9 protein-coding genes and 4 pseudogenes are annotated in these 15,985 nt (G+C 72.7%); 4 read left to right on the top strand and 9 right to left on the bottom strand.

Annotated features, from left to right (window positions below; translation table 11 throughout):
• Positions 1-223: 223 nt before the first annotated feature.
• From recX to BJF83_RS14755, 3 genes are all read right to left on the bottom strand, one after another.
• Entirely contained in the window at positions 224-802 is a 579-nt protein-coding gene (gene recX, locus BJF83_RS14745) for a recombination regulator RecX (protein ID WP_075926733.1), read from the bottom strand.
• On the bottom strand, positions 795-3,050 hold the full coding sequence (gene recA, locus BJF83_RS14750; RefSeq protein ID WP_075926734.1) for a recombinase RecA: 2,256 nt from the start codon (positions 3,048-3,050) through the stop codon (positions 795-797). The genes recX and recA overlap by 8 nt, the downstream gene beginning before the upstream one ends.
• Positions 3,051-3,221: 171 nt before the next feature.
• Positions 3,222-3,416: a DUF3046 domain-containing protein gene (locus tag BJF83_RS14755; protein WP_075926735.1), complete on the bottom strand. Its 195-nt coding sequence runs from the start codon at positions 3,414-3,416 to the stop codon at positions 3,222-3,224.
• A 171-nt stretch (positions 3,417-3,587) separates the two neighbouring features.
• On the opposite strand from BJF83_RS14755, the pseudogene BJF83_RS14760 reads away from it, so the two are divergent.
• Both BJF83_RS14760 and BJF83_RS14765 read left to right on the top strand, forming a co-directional pair.
• Positions 3,588-8,153: pseudogene (locus BJF83_RS14760) on the top strand (ATP-dependent helicase).
• Positions 8,154-8,176: 23 nt separating this feature from the next.
• The gene (locus BJF83_RS14765) at positions 8,177-8,644 is read left to right on the top strand and encodes a GNAT family N-acetyltransferase (protein ID WP_187347158.1); all 468 of its coding nucleotides are present in this window, start codon (positions 8,177-8,179) and stop codon (positions 8,642-8,644) included.
• Positions 8,645-8,779: 135 nt separating this feature from the next.
• Here the strand turns inward: BJF83_RS14765 and BJF83_RS14770 are convergent.
• A pseudogene (locus tag BJF83_RS14770) lies at positions 8,780-10,002 on the bottom strand (ROK family transcriptional regulator).
• A gap of 239 nt (positions 10,003-10,241) precedes the next feature.
• Here BJF83_RS14770 and BJF83_RS31130 point away from each other — a divergent pair.
• Both BJF83_RS31130 and BJF83_RS14780 read left to right on the top strand, forming a co-directional pair.
• A complete protein-coding gene (locus tag BJF83_RS31130; protein WP_143831897.1) occupies positions 10,242-11,018 on the top strand; it encodes an extracellular solute-binding protein in 777 nt (258 codons plus the stop codon).
• Positions 10,943-11,407 (top strand): Rrf2 family transcriptional regulator, encoded by a 465-nt coding sequence (locus BJF83_RS14780; protein WP_075926737.1) that lies wholly within the window; start codon positions 10,943-10,945, stop codon positions 11,405-11,407. Before BJF83_RS31130 ends, BJF83_RS14780 begins: the two co-directional genes overlap by 76 nt.
• A 98-nt stretch (positions 11,408-11,505) precedes the next feature.
• Here BJF83_RS14780 and BJF83_RS14785 read toward each other — a convergent pair whose 3' ends face one another.
• The 5 genes and pseudogenes from BJF83_RS14785 to BJF83_RS14805 all read right to left on the bottom strand — a co-directional run bounded on the left by BJF83_RS14785 (position 11,506) and on the right by BJF83_RS14805 (position 15,927).
• On the bottom strand, positions 11,506-11,859 hold the full coding sequence (locus BJF83_RS14785) for a helix-turn-helix domain-containing protein (RefSeq protein WP_394329343.1): 354 nt from the start codon (positions 11,857-11,859) through the stop codon (positions 11,506-11,508).
• A gap of 160 nt (positions 11,860-12,019) precedes the next feature.
• Positions 12,020-12,555, bottom strand: a pseudogene (locus BJF83_RS14790) (CinA family protein).
• Positions 12,552-13,157, bottom strand: a complete 606-nt coding sequence (gene pgsA / locus BJF83_RS14795; RefSeq protein WP_075926739.1) for a CDP-diacylglycerol--glycerol-3-phosphate 3-phosphatidyltransferase — start codon at positions 13,155-13,157, stop codon at positions 12,552-12,554. Before pgsA ends, BJF83_RS14790 begins: the two are co-directional and overlap by 4 nt.
• A pseudogene (gene rimO / locus BJF83_RS14800) lies at positions 13,154-14,594 on the bottom strand (30S ribosomal protein S12 methylthiotransferase RimO). The gene pgsA and the pseudogene rimO overlap by 4 nt, the downstream one beginning before the upstream one ends.
• 271 nt (positions 14,595-14,865) lie before the next feature.
• A complete protein-coding gene (locus BJF83_RS14805; RefSeq protein WP_187347154.1) occupies positions 14,866-15,927 on the bottom strand; it encodes a helix-turn-helix domain-containing protein in 1,062 nt (353 codons plus the stop codon).
• Between the last annotated feature and the right edge of the window lie 58 nt (positions 15,928-15,985).

The following is a 15,985-nucleotide window of genomic DNA, read 5'->3' on the forward strand; positions in this document are numbered from 1 at the left end:
CCCCCGAATCCAGTATCCCCCTGGAGCGCGCCGATCCGCCGAACGAGTCCCGCCCTGTCGGCTGCTGGGGCTGGCGGCCGTCCCGTCGTGCCGGGATTCCTCAACCGGGCCGGGGAGGGCCGGACCCCGCACCGCGCGTGGCCCGGTCTCGCCGTGGTCCCCGTGGTGGCCTCCGGAGACGTGCGTGAGAGTCGGTGGCGAGCCCGTCCCGGCCTGGCAGCGGTCAGAGTTCCGGATCGTCCCATTCGACCTCGGCGCCCTCGCGTTCGAGCTCCTCCCGCACCACCCGGTAGGCCAGCCCGGACGAGTAGCCCTTGCGGGCGAGCACGCCCAGGGCCCGGCGGATCCGGGTGTCGGGGTCCTTGCCCCGGGACATGTCCAGCCGTCGGCGGGCGAGATCGCGGGCGGCTTCCACCTCGTCCTCGTCCGACAGGTGGGCGACGGCGTCGCGGACGGTGTCCTCCTCCACCCCGCGGGTGCGCAGTTCCCTGGCCAGGGCCCGCCGGGACAGGCCCCGCCCGTGGTGGCGGGAGGTCACCCACGCGTTCGCGAAGGCCGCGTCGTCGATGAGTCCGGCGTCGCCGAAGGCGCCGAGCACCGACGCGACGGTCTCCTCGGAGAACTCCCGGCGCAGCAGGGCCCGTTCCAGTTGGGCCCGGGTGCGCGGGGAATGCGTGAGCATGCGCAGGCACAGAGCCCGCGCCCTGGCCTCGGGGTCCTCCCCGAGCGGGCGGGACCCGCCCGGGGAGATCTCGTCCTCGGGTGACACGGAGCGGTCCGCGGACCGGCGCCGGTCACGCATCAGGGGCGGGCGCCTTGGTGGTCTTGGCCGGGGCGCGCTTGGTCGGAGCCTTGGCGGGGACCTCCTTGGCCGGAGTCTCCTTCACCTCGGTGGCCTTGGCGGGGTCAGCGGGGTCGGCGGGGTCGGCGGCGGAGGAGCTGTCGTCACCCGCGCCGGGCACGCCCAGCTTCTCCTTGATCTTCTTCTCGATCTCGTTGGCCACGTCGACGTTCTCGCGCATGAACCGGCGGGCGTTCTCCTTGCCCTGCCCCAGCTGGGTGCCCTCGTAGGTGTACCAGGCGCCGGACTTGCGCACGATGCCGTGCTCCACGCCCAGGTCGATGAGGCTGCCCTCGCGGGAGACGCCCACGCCGTACAGGATGTCGAACTCCGCCTGCTTGAACGGCGGCGCGACCTTGTTCTTGACCACCTTGACGCGGGTGCGGTTGCCGACCGCGTCCGTGCCGTCCTTGAGGGTCTCGATGCGGCGCACGTCCAGCCGGACCGAGGCGTAGAACTTCAGCGCCTTACCACCGGTGGTCGTCTCGGGGCTGTTGTGCACCATCACGCCGTCAGCGAAGTAGTTATGACTTCCTTCGACCTCAATGTCGAACCGGTTCATCCTCTGGTGATCCCTCTTGGTCGAGATCTCCTTGATGACGGCCGGGCTGGGATGCATGGACGGTTCCACAAACTCTGGAGCGACTTCGAACTTCCCTCGATGCTTGGGAAGCAACTTGTGCTCCATCGAGAGATGCACATACGGAGCGATCAGCTTCTGGAACTCATCAGAAGCGGCCGTGGTGAAGGAGATCATGCTGACCTCACGCGCCCCCTTCTTCCAGAGCTTCACGTCGAACCCCCAGTGATCCCGCAGGTAGCCCAAGATCCGTTCGCGAGATCCAGAACTCATGGCCTCGACACAGATCTCGATCCGACCGCTGCCGCCCTCGGTCCGGACCCGGGCGCCCTGGGAACGCACAGTGAAGCAGCCGTCGTCCATGTACCAGACTGCGAGCGCCAGGGGTGTGAGTTCCTTGAGGTAGTCCCACCCGATGTGCTTCTTCCCTCCACCGGGGTGGACCGCTTGGCGCAGCTCGCCAAGTTCAGCCAACGGCGTGAAATCAGCGAAAACCGATCCCTCCTCGTTCTGGTAGACCGAGTGCTGCACGTTTTCCAGCATGGACACCTTCCAAGCCATGTAGTCGGCTTGCTTCTGCCCATGCTCCATCCGAAATCGCGCGCTTTCAGTCGATCCACCGACTGGCTCGGACAGACTCCCTTCCCCGAGCAAAGCACCCAGAATGACCTGACGCTGGGTCTCGCCGAGAAGGTAAGGCTGAGCAGTCATCACTCGATCGCCCACCATGAGATCGCCCGCTTCTCGCCATCCACCAGGAGTTCGAACCAGGTGATTGTGCGTGAGATCCATCGAACTGCATCCCCGGTCCGCGTCCCCTCCGGGACGCTCAATCCTGAAGTGCAGGAACTCGTCGGCAGGACCATTGTCGAACCAGCGAGTCACACGGCGAGGGACGATCTTCCCGAGTTCGGGGTCGTACGAGAGAACCTCAACGTCCATCTTCTGATCGACGATCTCACCGATTCGCTCACGAGAACCATCGCCCAGGGTTACCTGGGTGTCCCAGGACGCACAGCCGAACATCACGCCGACTTTTTCGCGAAGCTGGTTGATGAAGATGGCGGTGGTGCCGGTCTGGTGCAGCGCGCCGGCGATCTTGCGCAGCGCCTGGGACATCAGCCGCGCCTGAAGCCCGACGTGGCTGTCGCCCATCTCGCCCTCGATCTCCGCGCGGGGCACCAGCGCGGCCACGGAGTCGATGACGATGATGGAGACCGCGCCGGAGCGGATCAGCATGTCGACGATCTCCAGCGCCTGTTCACCGGTGTCCGGCTGCGACAGCAGGAGATTGTCGGTGTCCACGCCGATCTTCTTGGCGTAGGCGGGGTCGAGCGCGTGTTCCGCGTCGACGAAGGCGGCGATCCCGCCCGCCTTCTGCGCGTTGGCCACGGCGTGCAGCGCGACGGTCGTCTTCCCGCTCGACTCGGGTCCGTACACCTCCACGATCCGACCCTTGGGGATGCCCCCGATGCCGAGCGCCACGTCGAGCGCGATCGCCCCGGTGGGGATCGACTCGATCGGCGGGCGGTCGTCGTCACCCAGGCGCATGACGGAGCCCTTGCCGAACTGCCGCTCGATCTGCGCGAGCGCTGTTTCGAGAGCCTTGTCTCGGTCTCCAGATGCCACGGGGTACCCCTGTTGGTCGATGCCTTCTTCTTCATGATGCGCACGACGCTACGCGGTCGGTACGACAAACGCGACGCCCGACCTCCGTCTGTGGACAACCCACACTACCCGAACCTCTGTTCGATTGTTCGAACGAGTCCCGCACCCGCCGACGGCCGCTCCCGGGCGGCCTCAGCGGACGGACGGGGGAAGGCCGAACGCCTCGCACACGGCGCGCCACACGTCCTTGGCGCCCACCCCGTCGGCGAGCGCCTGTTGGACCGTGCGCGAACCGAGCCCCTCGATGACGTAGTCCTTGGCCAGGCTCTCCGCGTAGGCCTCGCCGAACTGCTCGTGCATGTTCCGCCAGAAAACCGTGAGTCTCATCGGTCCCAGTATCGGCGATCGCCGCCTCCTTCGCTCCACCGCCGGGAGAACGTCTCGGCCACGGGGACTACCGCGCCGAAGGCGCCGATTGAGGGTGTCCCACCCCTCCGCGCGGCGGCCGCTGGGGGGTGGGCTGAGGGGTGGAGGGTGACGGGAGGGCACACTGACTCCATGAGCCACGCCGCACGCGCCCTGGACCGCTTCGCGCCCGCCACCCGCACCTGGTTCGAAGAGGCCTTCCCCGCGGGGCCGACCGCCGCCCAGGCCCAGGCCTGGTCCGCCGTCGCCGAGGGCCGGAACGTGCTCGTGGTCGCCCCCACCGGGTCCGGCAAGACCCTCTCCGCCTTCCTGTGGTCCCTCGACCGGCTCTCCTCCACTCCCCCGCCCGAGGACCGGTCCCGGCGCTGCCGGGTCCTGTACGTGTCACCGCTCAAGGCGTTGGCCGTGGACGTGGAACGCAACCTGCGCGTCCCGCTCGCCGGGATCTCGGAGCGGGCCGCGGCGGCGGGCACGCCGATCACCCCCGTCACCGTGGGCGTGCGCACCGGCGACACCCCCGCGAGCGAGCGCCGCCGCCTGGCCACCCATCCGCCGGACGTGCTCATCACCACGCCCGAGTCCCTCTTCCTCATCCTCACCTCGCGCGCCCGCGAGAGTCTGGCAGGGGTGGAGACCGTCATCGTCGACGAGGTGCACGCACTGGCGGGCACCAAGCGCGGCGCCCACCTGGCGCTGAGCCTGGAACGGCTGGCACGGCTGCTGGACCGGCCGGCGCAGCGCATCGGCCTGTCCGCCACGGTGCGCCCCGCCGAACTGGTCGCCGAGTTCCTCGGCGGCGCCGCGATCGTCGCCCCACCGGACACCCCGCACATGGACCTGGGGGTGGTCGTCCCCGTCCGCGATATGGACGAACCGGGCCCCGCCCCCGGCGCGGAGACCCGCGGGCTCACTCGCGGGTCGATGTGGCCGCACGTGGAGCGCCGGGTGCTCGACCTGGTCGAGCGACACACCTCCACGATCGTGTTCACCAACGGCCGCCGCACCGCGGAGAGGCTGTGCGCCCGCCTCAACGACCTGCACGCGGAGCGTGTCGGGGCACGGCTGCCGCCCGAGGAGATCCCCGCCCTGGTCATCGCCCAGTCCGGGAGGTCACGGGGCGCCGAGCCGGTGGTCGCGCGCGCCCACCACGGGTCGATGTCCAAGGCGGAGCGGGCGCTGGTCGAGGACGATCTGAAGTCGGGGCGCCTGCCGTGCGTGGTGGCCACCTCCAGCCTGGAGCTGGGGGTGGACATGGGCGCGGTCGACCTGGTGGTGCAGGTGGCCGCTCCCCCGTCGGTGGCCAGCGGCCTGCAACGGGTGGGCCGGGCGGGGCACCGGGTCGGCGAGGTCTCGCGCGGCGTGTTCCTGCCCCAGCACCGCGGCGACCTGCTCGCTTCGGCGGTCGTGGCCGAACGGATGCGCGCGGGCGGCATCGAGCCGCTGGAGATGCCGCGCGACCCGCTGGACGTGCTCGCCCAGCAGATCGTGGCCATGGTCGCGATGGACGAGTGGCCGGTCGCCGACCTGGCGGCCCTGGTCCGCCGGGCGGCCCCGTTCGCGGACCTGGCGGACCCGGTGCTGGAGTCGGTGCTGGACATGCTGTCCGGCCGCTACCCCTCGGACGAGTTCGCGGAGCTGCGGCCGCGCGTGGTGTGGGACCGGGAGTCCGACGTGCTCCGGGCCCGGCCGGGCGCCCAGCGGCTGGCGGTGGTCAGCGGCGGCACCATCCCCGACCGGGGCCTGTACACCGTGCACCTGTCCGACGCGCCGGAGGGGTCGCGCGCCCCCACCCGGGTGGGCGAGCTGGACGAGGAGATGGTGTACGAGTCGCGGGTGGGCGACGTGTTCGTGCTGGGGTCGTCGTCCTGGCGGATCGACGCGATCACGGCCGACCGGGTGCTGGTCAGTCCGGCGCCGGGGCGGCCGGGCCGGATGCCGTTCTGGAAGGCGGACGCGATCGGCCGCCCCGCGGAGTTGGGCCGGGCGGTGGGAGCGTTGACCCGGGAGCTGGCCGCGGCCGACCCCGGGCGGGCCCTCGAACGCGCCGTCGCGGCGGGGCTGGACGCGTGGGCGGCGGACAACCTGGTGGCGTACGTGGCCGAGCAGAGGGAGGCCACGGGGCGGGTGCCCGACGACCGGACGGTGGTCCTGGAGCACTTCCGCGACCAGGTGGGCGATTGGCGGGTGGTGCTGCACTCTCCGCTGGGCGCGCGGGTGCACGCGCCGTGGGCGCTGGCGATCGGCCAGCGGTTGCGGGAGGAGTTGGGGCTGGACGCGCAGGTGGTGCACGGGGACGACGGGATCGTGGTGCGCCTGCCGGACGTGGAGCACGACTCGCCGGTGTTCGCGCGTGGGCTCGCCGAGCTGGTGTCGCTCGACCCCGAGGGCGTGGAGGCCCAGGTGACGGAGGCGCTGACGGGGTCGGCCCTGTTCGCGGCGCGGTTCCGTGAGTGTGCGGCGCGTGCCCTCCTGCTTCCTCGGCAGCGTCCGGACCGGCGGATGCCGCTGTGGCAGCAGCGGCTGCGGTCGGCGCACCTGCTGTCGGTGGCGGGACGGTACGGGTCGTTCCCGATCGTGCTGGAGGCGGTGCGCGAGTGCCTGCGGGACGTGTTCGACGTGCCCGCGCTCGTGGCCTTGTTGGCCGACGTGCGCGCGCGGCGGGTGCGGGTGGTGGAGGTGCGCACGGAGTCGCCGTCGCCGTTCGCGCGGTCGCTGCTGATGGAGTACACGGCGGCGTTCCTGCACGAGGGCGACGCGCCCGCGGCGGAGTCGCGGGCGCGGGCGCTCACCCTGGACTCGTCCCTGTTGGCGGATCTGCTCGGTCAGGCGGACCTGCGGGAGCTGTTGGACCCGCGTGTGGTGGAGGAGGTCGACGCCCGGCTGCAACGGCTGTCCTCCCCGGTCGGGGACGCGGAGGGGGCGGCCGATCTGCTACGGGAGGTGGGGCCGCTGACCACGGACGAGGCCGCGGAGCGCGGTGTGGACGCGGGCTGGCTGGGCTGGCTGGAGTCCGCCGGGCGCGTGGTGCGGGCCCGGGTGGCGGGCGCGGAACGCTGGTGCGCGGTGGAGGACGTGGCGCGGCTGCGGGACGGGGCCGGGGTGGAGCCGCCCGCGGGGGTGCCCGAGGCGTTCCTGGAGCCGGTGGCCGCGCCCAGGCGGGACCTGGTGTCGCGGTACGCGCGCACGCACGGCCCGTTCGTCGCGGTGGAGGCCGCGGCGCGTCTGGGGCTGTCCCAGGACGTGGTCGTGGCCGAGTTGCGCGCGCTGTCCTCAACGGGGCGGGTGGTGCGCGGCGGCTTCCGTCCGGGCGGGTCGGGGACCGAGTGGTGCGACGCGGACGTGCTGCGCCGTCTGCGGCGCGGGTCGGTGGCCCGGTTGCGCCGGGAGGTCGAGCCGGTGGATCCGTCGGCCCTGGCGCGGTTCCTTCCGTTGTGGCAGAACGCGGCGCCTGGTGAGCGGTTGCGGGGGCCGGACGCGGTGTTCGCGGCGGTGGAGGCCCTGCGGGGGGTGCCCGTGGCGGCGTCGGCGCTGGAGTCGTTGGTGCTGCCCGCCCGGGTGGAGGGGTACGCGCCGACGGGTTTGGACGAGTTGACCCAGGCCGGGGAGGTCGTGTGGGCGGGGGCCGGTTCTGCCGGGAGGGGAGGGGTGGGTCGCCGTGATGCCCGCGGACGAGGCCGCGCTGCTCCTGCCCGACCCGGTGCCACCCGAGCCGGGCACCCTCGCGGACACCGTTGTGGGCGTGCTGCGCGAGGGCGGCGCTTTGTTCTTCCGCGACCTGGCCGACCGGACCGCCCGAGCGGCCGGCGGTGCGGCGCTGGCGGACACGGACGTGGTGGCGGCGCTGTGGGATCTGGTGTGGTCGGGTCTGGTGACCAACGACAGCCTGGCGCCGCTGCGGGCGCTGCTGGGCTCGGCCCCCGCTCCCCGGTCGCGCACGCGGCGGCGGTCGGGGCGGCCGGGCAGGCCCGTCATGCCCGCGCGCTCGGGTCCGCCCGCGGCCGCGGGGCGCTGGTCGGCGCTGCCGGAACGCGAGGCGGATCCGACGCGGGCGGTGTTGGCGCGTGTGGAGGCGCGGCTCCAGCGGTCGGGGGTGTGGGTGCGGGGCCAGCGCCGGGGGGTCCAGGACGAGTACCGGGTGCTGCGGTCGATGGAGGCGGCGGGCCGGGTGCGGCGGGGGTACTTCGTCGAGGGTCTGGGCGGCGCCCAGTTCGCGCTGCCCGGCGCGGTGGACCGGTTGCGGACGCTGACCGGTGAGGGGCCCGGCGGGTCCCTTCCGCCGGTGGTGCTGGCGGCCACGGATCCGGCCAACCCGTTCGGTTCGGAGCTGCCGTGGCCCCGGGGCGCGGAAGACGTGCACGTGGCCCTGCGTCCGGGGCGGACCGCCGGCGCGTGGTGGTGGTCGACGGGGGGCGGCTCACGTTGTTCGTGGCCCGGGGCGGGCGGTCCGTGCTGACCTTCGGTTCCTCCCCGGCGTCGTTGGAGCGGGCGGCGCGCGCGCTGGCGGAGGTCGTGCGCGGGGGTGCGCTGGGCACGGTGTCGGTGGAGCGGGCGGACGGCGCGGAGGTGTTCGGGACCGCGCTGGACGCGGCGCTGGTGGCCTCCGGGTTCCACGTCACGCCCAAGGGGCTGCGGATGCGCCCTGGGGTAGCATCCGAGCGGCCCTTGGCGGAGGAGGGCGGTGCGACGTACGGGAGGTAGACGTGGACGTGCAGATCCGTTCGATGCGGTCGGAGGACGTGCCCGGCGTGGTGGCGGCGTCGCTGGCGGCCGACACGGTGTTCGCCTACGCCGGTGTGGTACTGCCGCCGGACGATCCGCGTGAGTTGATCGAGCACGCCGACCGGATCCTGGTCACGGGCGAGCCGGTGCGCGGGCTGGCGGCCACGATCACCGTGGACGGCCACACGCACCTGGAGCAGTTGGCCGTGCACCCGGACCACGGTCGGCGCGGGCTCGGCTCGGCCCTGTTGGAGGCCGTGTGCGTCGAGGCGGCCGGGCGCGGCGACCGGGAGTTGACCCTGACGACCTTCCGCGATCTGCCGTGGAACGGGCCCTGGTACGCGCGGCGCGGGTTCGTCCCGTTGGCGCGCGGGGAGTGGGGCCCGGGCCTGGAACGGGTGTGGGAGGCCGAGGCGCGCGCGGGGATCGGGGTCCTTCCCCGGATCGCGATGGTGCGCCGCGTGGGCTGAACGGGCGGTGCCCCCCGGCGGGCTTCTCCGGTTGGGCGTGGGTCGCCGCGCCGTGGACCCGTTCGCGACGGTCGCCGGCCGGGCCGGCGTCCGCGCCCCTTCGGTGGGAGGCGGGGCAGGGCTCGGCGCGAGGGCTCAGACGGTGGAGGAGAAGACCTCCTCGCGGGCGCGCTCCAGGGCGTGCAGGACTGCGCCGCGCAGCACGGGGCTGCCCTCGACGGCGCCCAGGCGGACCTCGGTCTCGTTGGGGGCGATGCGCGCGGTGGCGGTCTGGATCCGCTCGGCGAGTTCCTGCCCGCCCGCGCGGGCCACGTCCCCGCCCAGCACGACGAGTCCGGGGTCGAGGATCACGCTGACCGAAGCGACGCCGCGCGCCAGGCGTTCGGCGAACAGGTCCAGGAAGGCGTCGGCGTCGGCGGTCCCGGAGCGGGACGCGGCCGCGACGACCTCGGTGACGTCGCTTCCCGCGACTCCGTGCTCGCGGGCGAGCGCGACCACCCGCTTGGCCTTGATGAGGGCCTGGAAGCCGTGTGGCAGATCCCCCTCCGGGGCCAGTGACTCGTAGCCGCCGGAGACGCCGACCTCGATCGGGGTGGGTGCGCCGGGTACCGGGAGGTAGCCGATCTCGCCGGCCCCGCCGGAGCGGCCCCGGTGGATCCGGCCGTCGATCATGGTGGACATGCCGACCCCGCCCGCGGCGCTGAGCCAGATCAGCACGAACTCGTCGACGCCGGACGCGGCGCCCGAGGCGTGCTCGGCGAGCGCGGCCAGGTTGACGTCGTTCTCTATCACCACCGAGCGCTTCAGGTCGCGCTCAGGGCCTCCAGGACGCCCTTGTGCCAGGAGATGAGGTCGAAGGAGAAGCGGATGTCGCCGGTGCGCGGGTCCACCACGCCGGGGGTGCCGATGACGCACGCGCGGACGCGGTCGAGGGGCACGCCGGCGGTGTCGACCAGGCGCATGACGGCCGTGTGGACGAGGGAGACGGGGTCGTCCGAGGTGCTGGGGTCGACGGTGACGTCCCCCACGACCTCGCCCGTGATGTCGGCGATGGTCGCGGTGACGCGGTGCGCGCTGACGTCGAGGGCGGCCACGTAGGCGCTCTCGGGCACGACGGCGTACAGGGCCGCGTTCGGGCCGCGCCCTCCGGCCTGGCTGCCGACGACGCGTACGAGGTCGCGTTCCTCCAGCCGTGCGAGGAGTTGTGAGGCCGTGACCTTGGACAGGCCGGTCCTCGTCCCGAGCTGTGTCCGGGTCAGCGGACCGACGGACAGCAGCAGTTCCAGTGCCGCGCGGTCGTTGAGCTGGCGCAGCAGCCGGGGAGTCCCCGGGCGTGAGACATAACCGTGACACCTCACCCTGTTTTTATTAGGAAAGTTTCCTGTTAATTTAGCTCACAACCTCACAGGAGGTCACGTCCCGGCGGGTCCGACCCTGCGATCGGACTCCCCGGTACCCGCGCCGGCGGGGCGTCCGACGTGCTATCCGAGCACATCCCCCGGTCAGTCGTCGAGGCGGCGGGATCAGTCCATGGTCCCAGGCCTGCTCAAGCACAGGCGTCGTACCCGGCCCGTCGTGCGAAGGGAGACAGGTACACATGAAGTTCCCGAAGATCGCCGCGGCCACGGCCGCGGTGCTGCTCGCGGCCGCGTGCTCCGCCGCATCCGACGGCGCGGACGGCGACGGCGGCGCGGGCGACGCACCGCGGACCCTCACCGTCTGGCGGATGGGCGACGCCACCGAGGCCCAGACCGCGTTCGTGGACACGGTCACCGCCCAGTACCAGGAGCAGTACCCCGACACCGGGGTAGAGGTCCAGTGGATCCCGTGGGGCGAGTTCTCCCAGCGGTTCCAGACCGCCCTGGTCAGCGGCGGCCCGGACGTCGTGGAGATCGGCAACGACCAGGTGTCCACCTGGACCGACGCCGGAGCCCTCTACGACGTCGCCGAACTCGCCGAGCTGGGAGGACCGCGGGGACATCCTCAACGGGTGGAGTGCCGCCGAACTGCTGGGCGCGAGCGGCCTGATGGACCCCGCTCCCTCCGACGGCGTGTGAGGGGCCGGTCCACCCGTGGCCGCCCGTGCCACCGGGCCGCCTCCGGCCCGGCTCCGGCGTCGCACCTGGAACTGGGCAGCAGTGCCGCGCGCCACCCCTCACCCGCGCGGTGGGACCGGCCTCGGGCATGTCCCCGAAAGCCGGTCGGAGAAGTATTCTTATCCTGTAGCACCCCGGGCGCGGACAGTCCCGTCGGCTCCCGGTGCCCCATTCGCCCTTCTAACCACGGCATAATCACAGCATGCGCCTTTCAGCCCGGGTCGACTACGCGCTACGCGCGGCCGCAGAACTCGCTGTCGCCAGTGAGGGGCCGGTGACGGCCGAGCAGCTCGCACGCGCCCAGGACATCCCCGGAAAATTCTTGGAGAACATCCTCACCCAGCTGCGCCGCGCGGGTCTGGTCCGCAGCCAGCGGGGACCGGTCGGAGGCTACTGGCTCGCCCGCCCGGCCGAGGAGATCTCCCTCGCCGACATCATCCGCGCCGTGGACGGCCCCCTGGCCAACGTGCGCGGGGAGCGCCCGGAGCACGTCGACTACGACGGCGCCGCACGCAGCCTGCAGCAGGTGTGGATCGCCCTGCGCGCCAGCGAGCGCGCCATCCTGGAGGGCGTCAACCTCCGGCACCTGGTGACCAACGAGCTGCCCGAGAGCGTGCGCGCCCTGGCCGAGGACCCCGACGCCTGGGTGAACCACACCCACCCCTGAACCCCCGGCACCGCCCGTGACCGCGTGAAGGAGCCGACCACCCGAGGGTGGTCGCTCCTTCACGCGGTCACGGTGTCGAACGGATGGACCCGAGGGGGTCAGACCCCCACCATGTCGGCGACGTGGGAAACGCGATCCGGCACCGGTTCGATGCCGAGTTCCTGGGCGGGGACGGGGTCGGTCGGGACCGCGTCCCCCAGGAGCGCGGCCTCCTGGAGCTCCGCGAGGGCGAGCTGGTCGGAGACCTCGCGCAGGACCTGAGAAAGCGGGACACCGAGTGCCCCGCAGATCGAGGAGAGCAGTTCGGAAGAGGCTTCCTTCTGCCCCCGTTCGACCTCCGACAGGTAACCTAGGGACACACGAGCATCGGCCGACACCTCGCGGAGAGTGCGGCCCTGGCGCTGTCGCAGCCGCCTGAGCACGTCACCAAGTAGGTGACGAAGCAGGACCATCATTCGCGCTCCCTCCCACCGGTAGCGACCTTCATATACAACACCGTACCTGCCCCACGCCCGATTCGGGCACCTCTTGCCATGCTGTTCGCTGGAGGGGGAACGGCCTCGTCACATGGTTTTGTTCCCTCGGAGCGGAGGACCGGAGCCGACCGCGGGGTCAGTTCCGGGAGTCTCCCGCTCCCCTTCCGCGGACGACCGAGTCCAGGAGCGCCAGGGCGCCCCGGACCGTGTGGTAGCGGATACCCGAACGATCCCCGGTGAAACGGAACTCCCTGACCTCGCAGGTCCCCGCGGGTGCGGCGACGGCCGCGAAGACGGTGCCGACGGGCCTGCCTTCCTGGGGGTCGGGTCCGGCGACGCCGGTCACCGCGACCCCGTAGTCGGCGCCCAGCAGGCGCCGGACGCCGCGGGCCATGTGGGCGGCCACGTCGGGGTGGACGGCGCCGTGGGCGGCCAGCAGATCCCCGGGGACGCCCAGCAGGCCGGCCTTGGTGTCGGTGGCGTAGGTCACGACACCGCCCCGGTAGGTGGTGGAGGCGCCGGGGACCGAGGTCAGGTGGGCGCCGACGAGCCCCCCGGTGAGGGACTCCGCGGTGGCGCAGGTGGCGTCGCGTCCAGCAGGGCCCGGTGGACCGCCTCGGCCGCGGCGCGCGCGTCCCCGCCGGGTACCGGGGTCGGGTCCGCCGCGCTCACCGGGGGCTCTGGCCCTTGGCGCGGATGAGGCGGACGGCGTCGACCACGTAGGCGATCCCGGTCCAGAGGGTGACCGCCAGGGCCGCGCCCATCACGACGTGGGCGGCCCAGTTGAACACCGCCCCGAACGGCAGCAGCGCCGCCGGGAACAGGTAGAGGCTGATCGCCACGATCTGGAGGACGGTCTTGAGCTTGCCGCCCTTGCTGGCGGGCATGACGCCGTAGCGCAGGACGGCGAAGCGCAGCGCGGTGATGCCCCACTCGCGCACGAGGATGGCGATCGTCACCCACCACCACAGCTCGCCCTGGAACGAGAGCACGACCAGCGCCGCCCCGGTGAGGGCCTTGTCTGCGATCGGGTCGGCGATCTTGCCGAAGTCGGTGACGAGGTTGCGGCGGCGGGCGATCTCGCCGTCGATCCGGTCGGTGACGGCGGCCAGCACGAACACCGCGAACGCGGCCAGGCGCCACCACGGGCCGTCCAGGAGCATGAACCACACGAACAACGGCACCATGACCAGGCGGCTCATCGTGAGGATGTTCGCGATGTTCCACAGCGGGACGTGGGGGGCGGGCGACGCCGCGGAATCGTGGGTGTTCATCTGTCTCCGGTTTCCCCGTCCGGCGCGTGGCCGTCCTGCTCCGCGACGAGGTCGGCGCCCGCCGCCTGGATCACGGTGGCCCTGACGAGGTCGCCCACGGCCAGACCCTCGCCGTACAGGATGGTGCTGCCGTCGACCTCGGGCGCTGGTGCTCGGCGCGGCCCTCGTAGGCGCCGTCCTCCAGGACCGATTCGACCAGGACGGTGACCTCGGAGCCGATCCGCTCCTCGGCGCGCTGGGCCATGAGTTCCTCGGCGAGCCGGTTGAGCCGGTCCACGCGCTCGTCGATCACCTCGGCGGGCAGCTTGCCCCCGTGGCCGACGGCCTCGGTGCCGTCCTCGTCGGAGTACCCGAAGACGCCGATGGCGTCCAGGCGGGCCTCACCGAGGAAGGCGACCAGGTCCTCGAACTCCGCCTCGGTCTCGCCGGGGAAGCCCACGATGAAGTTGGACCGGGCCCCGGCCTCGGGGGCGCGCTCGCGCACCGTGCGCAGCAGCTCCAGGAAGCGCTCGCGGTCGCCGAAGCGACGCATGCGCCGCAGCAGCGTTCCGCTGGCGTGCTGGAAGGACAGGTCGAAGTAGGGCACGACGCCCGGAGTGGAGGTGAGCACGTCCACCAGGCCGGGACGCACCTCGGCGGGCTGGAGGTAGCTGACGCGCACCCGGTCGAGCCCCTCGACGGCGGCCAGGCGCGGCAGGAGCCCCTCCAGCGCGCGCACGTCGCCGAGGTCCTTGCCGAAGGACGTGGAGTTCTCGCTGACCAGGAAGACCTCGCGCACGCCCTCGCTGGCGAGCCACGCGGCCTCGCGGACGATCTCGTCGGGGTGGCGGGAGATGTAGGCTCCGCGGAAGGCGGGGATCGCGCAGAAGGTGCACCGGCGGTCGCAGCCGGAGGCGATCTTGAGGTTGGCGACCGGTCCGCCGGTCAGTCGTCTCCGGGGGACCGCCGCGCGGTAGGGCAGCGCCGTGCCCTCGGCGCCTGGGACCCGGCGAACGCGGCGTGGCCGGGCACGTGGACGTCGGCGGCGTCGCGGTCGACCGGGCTGATCGGCAGCAGGGTGCGCCGGTCCCGGGGGTCGTGCGGGACGAGCGTGCGTCCGGCGACGACGTCGTCGAGGCGGTCGGAGATGGACGCGTAGTCGTCGAAACCGATGACCTGCGCCTCGGGCAGGGACTCGGCGAGTTCGGAGCCGTAGCGCTCGGCCATGCAGCCCGCGGCGACGACCCTGCCGCCGTTCTCCGCGGCGTCCAGGATCGTCTGGATGGAGTCCTGCTTGGCGGCGTCGATGAACCCGCAGGTGTTGACGACGGTCACGTCGGCGTCACCGTCCACGAGCTCCCATCCGCCTTGGGAGAGGCGGCCGGCCAGCTCTTCGGAGTCGACCTCGTTACGCGCGCACCCCAGGGTGACGAGCGAGACAGTACGGCGCGATGACATGGCTTCCAAGCGTGTGGGAGAGCTTCGACGTGGTGTGCGGGGCGCGCCACGGCGGATCCGGTCCGGCCAGGCGCGCGGCTCGGCGCCTGGTGGCGCCGCCCACGACCCACCACACTACCGTGGACGGCCCACCCGCCCGTACCCTACTCGCCTCGTCCCGCCCGTCGCCCTCCGCCATCCTCGTCGGACGCCTGCGGCGCGGCCCCATTCCCGAGAACCCCGCCGGCGCCAGGACGCGCGACCCCCCGGAGTGCGGTCGGCGGAGGAAGCGCTATCCCTCGACGCCGTCGGCACCGATGGTCACGGACTTGACCTCTCCGGCGAGCCCGAGCGCCCCGAGGTCCTCGCCGTCGACGGCGACGTTGACCACGCCCGCGTTGCCGAGCCACAGGTCCACGGTGTCCCCGGTCGTGTACTCCTCGGTCTCTCCGTCCAGAAGGAAGCCCGTGAACAGGTCCTCCCCATCGCCTCCGGTGACCTTGACCCAGCTGCGGTCGGAGGCGGTGAGGGCGACGGTGAACTCCTCGGGTTCCGCCGGCACGGGTTCGTCGAGCGAGGGGCGCTCCGCGGGCACCCGCGCGTCGCCGGCCCCGGCGACGGCGGAGCCGACGGTGTCCGACCGCGTGTCGAAGGCGGCGCGCAACGGGTTGGCGCCCTCCCACTCCAGCCAGGCGTGCGCCCCCACCAGGACGCCCAGGAGCAGGATGATCCCCACGACGGCCCAGGGCCAGTGGCGGCGAACCCCGCCGTCCCGACCCGCGCGGGCGTCGCCGACCGCGGAACGGGGACGGGGGACCGTGTCGAGACCGCGCCGGTCGCCCTCGGAGCCGCCTCGCGGGCCGGGCACGGCGGCGGCCCGTCCGCGCGCCCGCCGACCGGCGCGGACGCGGGAACGCGTCCGCTGGCGGCGTTCGGAACGGCCCCGGCCAGGCGATCCGTCGGCGGGGTCGTGGTCGCCGCCGATCCGCCGGGGCACCGTGTGGGCCTCGGCCAGGCCGTCGTCCCAGCCCTGACCGCGCGCGGCCTCGGTCGCCGCGCGGGCTGCGGAGGGCCCGGCGGCGGGATGCCGGGTCAGGGGGACGAAGGCGCTGTCGTCGAGGTGGGCGTGTTCACGGTCGAACTCCTCGATGAGCGGGACCGCGTCCAGCCCCAGGGCCCGGCAGATGCCCCGGATGTGCCCCCGGGCGTAGAAGTTTCCCCCGCACGGGACGAAGTCCTCCTGCTCGATACCGCGCAGCACCTGCGTCCTGATGCGTGTACGGGTGCTGAGATCCGTGATCGTGAGTCCAGACGCCACTCTGGCCGCCGACAGGGTCTGACCGATCGTCGCCATGCGCACTCCCCCGCTACTCTCTGCGCTCACACGGAACCACTCTGCTCTTCCGTGCGCG

The organism is Nocardiopsis sp. CNR-923 (genome assembly GCF_001942255.1).
Taxonomy (GTDB): Bacteria; Actinomycetota; Actinomycetes; order Streptosporangiales; family Streptosporangiaceae; genus Nocardiopsis.

Bases quoted from the DNA above. Each gene is read 5' to 3' on its own strand.
- BJF83_RS14755 (WP_075926735.1), bottom strand. From the start codon at position 3,416: ATGAGACTCACGGTTTTCTGGCGGAACATGCACGAGCAGTTCGGCGAG.
- BJF83_RS14765 (WP_187347158.1), top strand. From the start codon at position 8,177: ATGCGGTCGGAGGACGTGCCCGGCGTGGTGGCGGCGTCGCTGGCGGCC.
- BJF83_RS14785 (WP_394329343.1), bottom strand. From the start codon at position 11,859: ATGGTCCTGCTTCGTCACCTACTTGGTGACGTGCTCAGGCGGCTGCGA.
- BJF83_RS14780 (WP_075926737.1), top strand. From the start codon at position 10,943: ATGCGCCTTTCAGCCCGGGTCGACTACGCGCTACGCGCGGCCGCAGAA.
- BJF83_RS14805 (WP_187347154.1), bottom strand. From the start codon at position 15,927: ATGGCGACGATCGGTCAGACCCTGTCGGCGGCCAGAGTGGCGTCTGGA.
- recX (WP_075926733.1), bottom strand. From the start codon at position 802: ATGCGTGACCGGCGCCGGTCCGCGGACCGCTCCGTGTCACCCGAGGAC.
- pgsA (WP_075926739.1), bottom strand. From the start codon at position 13,157: ATGAACACCCACGATTCCGCGGCGTCGCCCGCCCCCCACGTCCCGCTG.
- BJF83_RS31130 (WP_143831897.1), top strand. From the start codon at position 10,242: ATGAAGTTCCCGAAGATCGCCGCGGCCACGGCCGCGGTGCTGCTCGCG.